Consider the following 9,752-nt stretch of genomic DNA (forward strand, 5'->3'; position numbering starts at 1 on the left):
GTAATCGGGCTCTACCCAGCCGCCGATACCACCACAAACTTTAACCATGCCGGCACAAACACCATCTTGAAGAGTCGACAACGGAGCATCAAACCCCTCGTCCACCTGACCATCACAGTCGTTATCAAGACCATCACAGGTTTCAGCTTGAGCGCCTTCAACGCTATCGCAAATAAGGCTCTCACCGTCCTCACTGCAGACAACTGAACCGCCCGCACATACACCCACTCCACAAGTATCACCAAGGTACCGAGTGCTCGCGTCAACATCGGTAAAGGCAATCTCACCCTCTGCACCGAATCGTTCGTCAGTATCCCCATCGCAATCGTTATCCAAGCCGTCGCATGTTTGCTCATCCGCTTCAAAACCTTCGAGCATCATGTAGTCGGGCTCTGTCCAACCGGCTTCACCGGAGCAATCCTTTACGCTTCCCGCGCAAATACCTTGCTGGTTGTCGGCTGAAACATTCACGAGATTGTTATCAACGACAGAATCACAGTCGTCATCGAGACCATTACAAGATTCACTGCGTCCTGTAGGATCTTCGAGACAAATGACTAAGCCGCGGTCACAGGTTAATGCGCCGTCGCTGCATAAGTCTCCGTCGCCGCCATCGCAGGCTTCACCTTCGGTTGGGAAACTCTCATCCACCAAACCGTTACAGTTGTCGTCAGCTTCGTTACAAATTTCTTCTTGAGCAATCGGCGCATCACACTCGGTTAAGCCATCTTCGTTGCAAATCCGTTGACCGATACAGGTACCGTTCACGTTCGCCGTGCTACACTGCGTGACCATTTCGTTTTCGGTCGCCCACTCAGAGCATTCACAGTTCAGGTTTTCAGGCATACATACCGCGCGCCCATCTTCTCTTTCGAGGCAATATGCACCCTCGGGGCAATCTGTGTGCTCGGCGCAGTCGGTTGCACAGTACGAGCCCGAGCCATCTTCACGTGTCACACAAAGACTACCGGCATCGGGCATGAAGGGGTCAATGCAGTCGGAATCTTCAAGGCAAGGTGAGCAATAGCGCAAATGAACGTCGAGGCAAGCAAAGGCAGGTTCACCGTTCTCGTCAATTACCGGTACACAAATCGTACCATCCGGGCAGTCGCCGCCGCAGGGTTCAGCTTCAGGCGTTGGGATCTCAACACCTTGAAGGCCGCCAGTTGTCGGACGGGTGTTACACCCAGTCACTACAACCAAAGTCAGCACCAAAGATGCTGCCGTTAAAAATGAGCCGAAACGACCAGCCTGAAGAACACCGGAAGGAAACGTGTGCACGGAAATGCTCCAATAAAATTAAATTGAGTCGCAGCGTTATAACGATCTCACCTAGAAGTGGGAACGGTAAAACAGCGAGAAATATTCAATTATTTGGAATAAATAGCGCGCGATCGCCCTCTAGGAAGCGTTTAACGGACACTTCGAAGAATTTAGGAAAACATGAGTCGATCCGAGTCTTAAAACCCGTAATTAAGGGGCTACGCCAACCTCACCAACGACGCCACCGACGCCATTAGAGCCCGGGTTTCCATCACGTTCACCGACCGGTGCCGAAGTCGCCGAATCGCCGCCCGCACCGCCGCTGCCCGCTGCGCCCGCCTCAAAAGTATTGCCCGAAGACAAAACATCGCTCGAAGAGGTGAAAATGCCATAGCAAAGACCACCTGCACCGCCGCCGCCGCCGCCGCCATGACCACCGTGTGCACCAGAGCCGCCATCTCCGCCTCGCTTGCTGTCGCCATCGGCGCTACCACCGCTGCCGCCGCTGCCACCACTTTGACCCCGGCCGCCAAGACCACCAGAGCCGCCATCACCGGCTGCGCCCCGGACAAAATCAGAAGTTTTAACTACAAGTGTTGAGTTCACGGTAAAGACTCCAAGGCTTGCACCACCGCCGCCGCCACCACTGGCCGCCGAAGGAGCTGCACATCCGCCGGCTCCGCCGCCGCCGCCGCCCGCGCCATATGAGTCGATTCCATCATCACAGCCGCCGCTGCCACCGCCGCCGCCGCCGCCCGTACCGTTTGAACCAAGACCACCGGTAGAGCCCGTATTGGCTACCCAATAATAGCCAGCTAAAACGCCAGCAGAGCCGCCAGAGCCGCCCACACCATTTTGAATCCAGCCATCATTCGCCGCCCCACCCGTTCCACAGGTACCGCCGCCGTTGCCACGATAACCGACGCTACCGCCGGCGTAAATCACAGCATTATTACCCGAGTCACCCGAGCGTGCGTTGTAATTCAAAGTCCAAAATCCGCAATCCGAATCCATCGTACCGCCTCGGCCGCCATTGCCGCCGCCCGTTCCTGAGCAAGCTCCATTGGAACCAGCCGACCCACCGCCGCCGCGGGAGGAATCATTGCAGGTGGTCGTATACTCGTCTGCGCCGCCGCCGTTGCCGCCGCCTTGCGCCGCGGAACCAGAAGCATTCTGACCATTGTTGCCAGGATACCCCGGTGCGCCATCACCTTGCATGAAAGTGATTCGTTCAAAAGTCAGGGTACTGCTTACGCCATGCACACCATAACTGCTCTCGCCCGTTCCCTTGCCGTCGGGTGCTCTGATGATCATGCCTTCCATATAACCCGCCACCGAATTGGCACTCACCGCCACGGCATAACCGCTTGCATCCGAGTCTCCAATAAGCGTCGACATATGACCGTCTAGAATTCTTTGGTCTCTCGCCCAAAGAGAATCATAGCCGCCAAACACGCGTAGACCGTCTACGAGAGTCAGTGTTTCAGCATACTCCCCAGCCTGAACGTACACATCGCTTAAACCTCGGTTTGAAGCAGCAATAAAAGCATGGTTCAAAGTGAGACAGGGTGAACCAAAATCACAAATCCCGTTATCGGTGCCGGTAGGAGCAACAAATACCGCCCAAAGAATATCTCCATCAATACCATCACAGTTTTCATCGAGGTAAGATCCGTCAGGCTCTTCGTAGAGACCGTAACCAGCCACCGGTGAATAGTCGTCCACCCAGCCGGATGCGCCTGTGCAGACTTGATCAGTGCCAAAACATAATCCGCTTTGGTTGGTGTTTAACGGCGGCGTGAGGTCATCATCTGTTACGCCGTTACAGTTATTATCATCGCCATCGCAAATCTCGGCACTTGCTAAATCTGCGCTTGAGCAAACAAGCGAGATTCCATCTGGTGAGCAAACCACTGTGCCGCCCAAACAATCACCGAGGCCGCAAGTATTGCCTTTAACAAGGCCAGGTGTGCCATCCGTGTTGGAGACAGTTACCGTACCGCCTGCCTTAAACGGTTCGTCAACATCGCCGTCGCAGTCGTTATCCAACTCATCACATAATGCTTCAAAAGCTTGGTACTGATTCATCACGCTGTAATCCGGTTCTGCCCAACCCGATACGCCATTGCACAGTTTTACTGCGCCTGCGCAAACACCGACTTGGTTATCGGCCAAAGGAGACTGAAGGCCATCATCGATAAAAGCATTACAATCGTTGTCGAGGCCATCACAGGTTACCTCCGTGGTTTCATATCCAGCAATGGCTCCATAATTAGGCTCCAGCCAGCCAGCCGCCCCGGAACAAACCTTAACGCTACCCACACAAACGCCGCTTTGTAAAACTGCGGCCGGAGCCATCAAGTTTTCGTCAATCTCAGCGTCGCAGTCGTTATCCAAACCATCACAGCTCAGTTCACCCGTCTCATATCCGGCAATCGCAAAGTAGTCAGGCTCTTGCCACCCCGTGCTGCCTGCGCAGACTTTAAGAGAACCCAAGCATACCCCGCTCGTAAGGTTCGCATCAGGAGCATCGAGTTCTTCATCGACTTCTCCGTCGCAATCGTTATCCAAGCCATCGCAAGTTAACTCCACAGACTCATAGCCTACGATAGCGGCATAATCAGGCTCGGCCCAACCGGAAGAACCATTACAAACCTGAATCGCACCAGCACAAACACCGGCCTGATTTAGAGCTAAAGGCGGGCTCGCGATATCATCAATATTGCCGTTACAATCGTTATCAACGCCATCACAAACTTCCATCGAAACTTGGCTGGCCGTGTCACAAGCCAACCCTGAACCGTCTTCACTGCAGATAACCGTACCCTGACCACATGAGCCCACGCCGCAGGAATTTCCTTTGACGAGGCCCGGCGTTCCGTCCAAGTCGGTAAACGTAACCAGTCCACCTTCACTAAAAGGCTCATCAGTCTCGCCGTCGCAATCGTTGTCGATATCGTCGCAGGTAACCTCTTCCACTTCGTAATCGGCAATAACCGTGTAGTCTGGCTCCAACCAGCCTTCTTCACCTGAACAAATTTGTTCGCTGCCAACACAAACGCCTGCTTGTAAATCTCCCGGCTGCATCACTGAAATGTTATCAACAATCTCATCACAATTATCGTCTAAGCCATTGCAGATTTCCGCGCGGCCTTCCGGGCCCTCGTCACAAACCAAAGCACCATCCGCACAAATCATGAACCCGTCATTACACAAGTCGCCATCTTCTCCGTCGCAAACCTCGCCTGCCTCAGGAAAGCTCTCGTCCGTTTCACCATTGCAGTCATCGTCGATACCATTGCACGACTCTGGAGCAGGTGTGAGCGCATCACACTGTGTAAGGCCATCTTCAGTGCAAGACCGAACGCCTCCGCAAGTACCCTGAGCATTCGTAACCGAACAGCTGGTCGTCGCTTCATTATCAATCGCCCAATCGGTACAATCACATAAACCATTGTCAGGCATACAGACGGCGCGGCCATCTTCTGGGCGAACAAAGCAATAGGATTCCTCTGGGCAGTCGGAATGTTCGCTGCAGTCAGTCGCACAATAGGAACCAGAGCCGTCGGAATATGTTACACAAACACTTCCGGCATTAGGCATCCAATCATCGATGCAATCGTTGTCTTCTAAACACGGGGCACAGTAACGCAGGTGAACATCGACACATTGAAAGATAAGCTCACCATTGTCGTCTACGATTGGGGCGCATGTGGTTCCATCAGGGCAATCACCACCACAGGGCACGGCTTCCGACACAGGAGTCGCCGCACCAAGACCCGCTACTCGGTCGCTGCAGCCCACGCCAAAAATCAAAAGCATAGCAAGTGCGAGACGTGCACCAGGCTGCTTAAAGGACACAATAGAATTCATCAAACGGACACAAGTTCGCATTGTTATTCCCCATACAGTGGACAAACAGGTTTCGGGTGGGCCAAGACACATTGGTATACAGTGTCCTACCTCCACTTGAAAACTGAATAATTCGTTCCTTCGACCCAACCGCCGATTATTCCGCGCATACCCGCTCACACGGATACTGGTTCGATATTTTTATAAAAATATTGAATCATAACGGTATCCTAGTTCCTCTTCGACCGTCGGTGCCGGAGCTTGACTACCTGGTTATCGGTTCAAAGATGGCGACCGGAGTTCCCAAGTGGTCGTCAATCCTTGGCCTTCCCGGTGGAAACTCGTAAAATTCAGCATGCTTGAAGCACTATTTGTATTGGGCATTATGGCAAGTCTCCTGATTTTACTGGGGCTTCCCACTTGGTTTGGATTCACAAATCTCGTGATGGCGGCACTGGTTTGCCTAGCTATCGGCTTTGGCGCGGGAGGACTGTGCGCCGCGGTCTACCATTATTTACTTTTCAAACTCCTTCGTGAACGGGCATTGCCCGCCACACGCTGGTGGATCGACCCACGCCCCCTTCATCGTCACTTCCCGGAAGACGTCCAAAAACGGCTAAATATTCTATTTGTAAGTGGGGCTCTGGGCTGCGGATTATGCTTCTTGGGCTGTGCTTTGTTTCTCAGCGCAAGTTTACTGAACTGATGCTACCAAATCGCGGGCAAACTCTTCTTCAAGCAATTCCACAAAAAATTCAGCAGCACGGCCGAGTGCAAACTCTCGGCGGTGAACCAATTGAGGGATCAGGCGGTGATTTGCACCTTCATCAAAATCTAAAACAACCAAATCACCTGAATTTAAAACATCATCAATTAAATGTCTCGGCATCCAGCCAAAGCCCACTCCAGACAATAAGGCTTGACGTTTCGAGTAGAAATCACTCAGTTCAAACACATGGGGTCCATCCATAAACATCTTTCTGATATGTGGAAGCTCACGAGCATGAACAGGGGCGATTAAAAGCTCAACCGCCTTGTGAAAATCAGCACGGCTCAAAGTTCGTTTATGGGCGGCCAATGGGTGGCCCCGATGCGTCGCCAGCACCATCTGAACCGGGCTCAATGGTCTAACGACAAAGCCTGGCTCTGTAATGGTATCAACAGTAAGCATCAAATCCGCACGCGCAGATTCAAACCGCTCTTGAACCCCGCCCAAATAATCCAGTCGCAGCTCAACGGTTGTGGGCAAGTCCCGGGCGGTAAATCTTTTGAGACCACGCATCGCTGGCTCGAGTGAAATGACCCCATCAATCACCACCGCCAGCCTGGCTTCCCAACCACCCTGTAAGCGTGAGGCCAGTGACTCAATGCCACGAGCACGGGTCAAAACTTCATTCGCCTCTGCCAAAACCAGTCGCCCAGAGCGCGTTAACTCAGCCCGGTGACCACTGCGATCAAAGAGTTCGACATCCAAAGCGGATTCAAGTGACTTAATAGCGTAACTTACGGCCGAAGTGGCTCGGCCTAAATGGCGCGCAGCCGCGGAAAAACTGCCCAATCGGTCAATAGTCTCTAAAACCTCAAGCTGATCTAACGTCAAATTCATCTTCAATAATCCTGAACAAACTTATCAATTATCTACCCACTCGTTCACATGTTTAGCAAGAGAATACCCTTAACAATCCTGACCGCTCTGTCAGGAAATCCCCTAAGCGTCCGAAAAATATGAACTTTTATTTCAAAACTACTTTACCAGGAGACCCAAAGCTCGTTATACGCGGTGCATTAGAAAGCATTACATGACCTGGGGAGGGACGTTGTGCTCAATCAACATACAAATTCAAAGCTCGATTCGAGCCATTTTTCGCGCCAGCAGCTCGACGGGATGAGCCGCGCATGCAACATGCTGATTCAAGCCGAGAGACTCTACGAGAAAGATCCTTCGCATCAGCATGAAGTATTGCTTAAAACCGCAAAGCGATTGCTGCACTCACTGCAAGCCGAATTTCAAAAACGCTCTTAAGGCATGTTGCCAAGCTGCTTTTGGAGCTCGAGCCAGGGCATACTCAGGTACATAACCTTCAGCGCTTGAGACAGTTTCTTCTTCGAATTCCACACCAATAAAAGCTCTCCTCGCGAATGGCTCCAATAAACTTGCCACTCGTTACCAGAAACTTTTTGTTCACTCTTCGGCTCACCAAACTCAAGTTTAAATTGTGCCAGAACTTTATTGAAGGCGGCTTCACCCGCACTCAATTCAGTCTGCGGTAAAAGATAAATCACCGCCCCCAAGCCTGAATCTAAATAGACAAAGTTTTGAATACTACGCAGACCATAAAACTGGCCTCGATAGGAATCCACACGGCCCGTGGTCTTTTCAGGATCCATTCCGGCCAACACCTTCTTGACCGCACGTTTATTCATCCCCCACTCGATGGGGTGCAGTCCACGTTGCACAAACCCTATACGAGCCGGTGGCTTTTTAACTTGTCCTTGTGGCTCTGCCGCGATTGGCGCAGGTTGAACGGCAGAAGCCTTCTTAGGCAAAGTCTCCTGCACTTCGGAGCTTGGTGCCTCAGGTGTCACTTCTTCGTTCAGTAACTCCCGCTTCATTTTCTTCTCGCGTTTACCCAGATTGCTTGGAACTTTAGGTGCCATCTTTCCAACGGGTTCCAGCTGAGCGATGAGCTGGTCGGCAACACCTGCCTGACCCTCAACTAAAACTTCATAAGGCTTATAACCTTCAAGCTCTAACCGAAGTTTATGGTTTTTCTTAGGCTCGAGCCTAACGGTCACACCGAGCCGACTGACCTTCCCCACCAACGAATCGTCAACGTAGAGCAAGGCGCGCTCTGGAATAGATAAAACAAAGATACTCGCCTCGCTGGCGTCTGTCTCAATTTGAAACCCTTCAGTAAAGCTTATCGTTTGGCGTTCACGGGTTAAATAATGAGTGGTCACAGCAATAAGAGCCGCTACAAAAACGCAAAGAGAAACGATTAACCATCGAGTTGTTTTTTCCTCTACGCTTATCACCTCTGCACTTGGCTGAACTTCTTCCACGGGAAGTGTGGGAACAGAGACTTCAGACTTTTCCACCTGAGCTTGTTCAACAGACTGAGCAAAGTTTCGTTCGAAAGCCTCTCGTCTTTTACGAAGGTCTGAAAAGTGCGTTTCCAACCATCGTTCGGTATCAGCAATCGAGGCGAGTCCTTGAGTTTGCTTAGCAGCCTCTTCAACCCCAAGGCTAAACTCTCGAGCGGCTTGGTACCGATCCGCCGGTAAAGTCGCCGTGGCTTTTTCAAACAGAACATCTAACTCACGCGGGCAAGAGCTAAGCGTCGAAATCGGTTTCGCCTTTTGCTGTCCCAGAGCTTCATCGTACGCTGCTTTAATATTTCGAGCTTCACGTGGCGCTCTTAACGTCGCCAATTCATAGAAGGTCATCCCCAAAGAGTAGATATCACTTCGGTTATCAATTGGATCCCCTCTCATCTGCTCTAGCGGCATATAGAGAAAGCGCCCCTTCACTCTTCCAGGAATGGTCGTATCTTCGCCCCCTTTTAGTTTAGCCAGTCCGAAGTCGACAATGCGTAAATAACCGTGCACATCGAGCATCATATTCTCAGGGCATACGTCGCGATGAACTAGATTTAGGGCAGCCTGATCAAGACCTCGCGCACTATGTGCATGGTGTAAGGCCTCACACGCTTGGACCATCATTCGAAGTAATATTGGAACGGGAAACTCAATCTCGCGCTCTCGCATGGCGGTCATTAGGGTGCTCAGGCGATGTCCAAAAACATACTCCATGGAGACCAAAAGCCTCGCACCACTTTTCTCTGCACCATAGATACGAACAATATTGGGGTGACTTAGGCCAGCCGCGGCGCGGATCTCGCGAATCAGCTCATTTTCGCCGCTGCTTCCAAAGAGCGCTGCTACTTTTTTTACCGCCACAAGGCGTTGAAAAGTATTGGACTCGCCCTGTTGCATCGCGAGAAAAATCTCTGAGCCCACGCCGGTACCAATACGCTGCGCAAACGGGTGCCGGGCGTTGAGGCGAACAAGTTCCGTCTTTTTAGAATCGTTATCTTTTTCAACCATTATGAATCTATTCTCGGCAATAGGCTTAAATGGTTGCCCACGGTTTTAGCAGATGCTCCACGAATCATCATATTGGGAGGGTAGCACGTACTTCCGCCTCAGGTCTAAGCCGCAAATCGTGCATCGGCCGCCTGAAAATGACTCAAGAGAGCAGCGTTGACGGCATCAACATGCTGCCAATTCACTCCATGGCCTGCATCCGGGAACTTCAGCAGATGAGCTCCGGGTATCAGGCGTGCCAAACGCCGACTTTCGCTGGGGTGAATGATGACATCCTGCTCCGGGCAAACCACCAATGTAGGTAAACCACGAAGACGATGCAGCCTATCGGCCGTATCATGGGCCCGGCATGCATTTCCCTGAGCCACAAGGTCCACCATCGATGGGTGTCCGTTAAAATCTCGTCGCAGTAACGAGCGAAACCATTGGTCGTCTTTGGTAGCGATAAAGTCATCCGGAAATAAAGTACGCTTAAAGGCTCGAATACGAGAGCGTGCTGAACCCAGAAAACAACTTGCAAGCTTTGGAAC

At 51.8% G+C, this 9,752-nt stretch carries 7 protein-coding genes; 2 read left to right on the forward strand and 5 right to left on the reverse strand.

Annotation, left to right across the window (positions count from 1 at the left end; all coding sequences use genetic code 11):
* Positions 1-1,281, reverse strand: a 1,281-nt coding sequence (locus tag HOK28_14520; protein MBT6434309.1) for a hypothetical protein, incomplete at its 3' end; no start/stop codon positions are given.
* A 192-nt stretch (positions 1,282-1,473) separates the two neighbouring features.
* Positions 1,474-5,157, reverse strand: coding sequence for a hypothetical protein (locus HOK28_14525; GenBank protein ID MBT6434310.1), 3,684 nt, complete (start codon positions 5,155-5,157; stop codon positions 1,474-1,476).
* 313 nt (positions 5,158-5,470) lie between these two features.
* On the opposite strand from HOK28_14525, the gene HOK28_14530 reads away from it, so the two are divergent.
* Positions 5,471-5,821 carry a hypothetical protein gene (locus tag HOK28_14530; GenBank protein ID MBT6434311.1) on the forward strand — a complete coding sequence of 117 codons (351 nt, stop codon included), beginning with the start codon at positions 5,471-5,473 and terminating at the stop codon, positions 5,819-5,821.
* Here the strand turns inward: HOK28_14530 and HOK28_14535 are convergent.
* Complete coding sequence (locus HOK28_14535; protein MBT6434312.1) at positions 5,810-6,721, reverse strand: LysR family transcriptional regulator; 912 nt, start codon at positions 6,719-6,721, stop codon at positions 5,810-5,812. The two genes, HOK28_14530 and HOK28_14535, sit on opposite strands and share 12 nt — an antisense overlap.
* A gap of 213 nt (positions 6,722-6,934) precedes the next feature.
* Here HOK28_14535 and HOK28_14540 point away from each other — a divergent pair, with 213 nt between their 5' ends.
* Complete coding sequence (locus HOK28_14540; protein MBT6434313.1) at positions 6,935-7,138, forward strand: hypothetical protein; 204 nt, start codon at positions 6,935-6,937, stop codon at positions 7,136-7,138.
* On the opposite strand, the gene HOK28_14545 is transcribed toward HOK28_14540, so the two are convergent.
* The gene (locus HOK28_14545) at positions 7,135-9,222 is read right to left on the reverse strand and encodes a serine/threonine protein kinase (GenBank protein MBT6434314.1); all 2,088 of its coding nucleotides are present in this window, start codon (positions 9,220-9,222) and stop codon (positions 7,135-7,137) included. The genes HOK28_14540 and HOK28_14545 overlap by 4 nt on opposite strands.
* Positions 9,223-9,326: 104 nt before the next feature.
* A partial coding sequence (locus HOK28_14550) for an alpha/beta fold hydrolase (protein MBT6434315.1) occupies positions 9,327-9,752 on the reverse strand: 426 nt, incomplete at its 5' end.

It is taken from the genome of Deltaproteobacteria bacterium (assembly GCA_018668695.1).
Lineage (GTDB): Bacteria > Myxococcota > XYA12-FULL-58-9 > XYA12-FULL-58-9 > JABJBS01 > JABJBS01.

What these genes read in the sequence shown, in the direction of transcription:
- HOK28_14530 (MBT6434311.1), top strand. Translation starts at nt 5,471, where the DNA reads ATGCTTGAAGCACTATTTGTATTGGGCATTATGGCAAGTCTCCTGATT.
- HOK28_14525 (MBT6434310.1), bottom strand. Translation starts at nt 5,157, where the DNA reads ATGCGAACTTGTGTCCGTTTGATGAATTCTATTGTGTCCTTTAAGCAG.
- HOK28_14545 (MBT6434314.1), bottom strand. Translation starts at nt 9,222, where the DNA reads ATGGTTGAAAAAGATAACGATTCTAAAAAGACGGAACTTGTTCGCCTC.
- HOK28_14535 (MBT6434312.1), bottom strand. Translation starts at nt 6,721, where the DNA reads ATGAATTTGACGTTAGATCAGCTTGAGGTTTTAGAGACTATTGACCGA.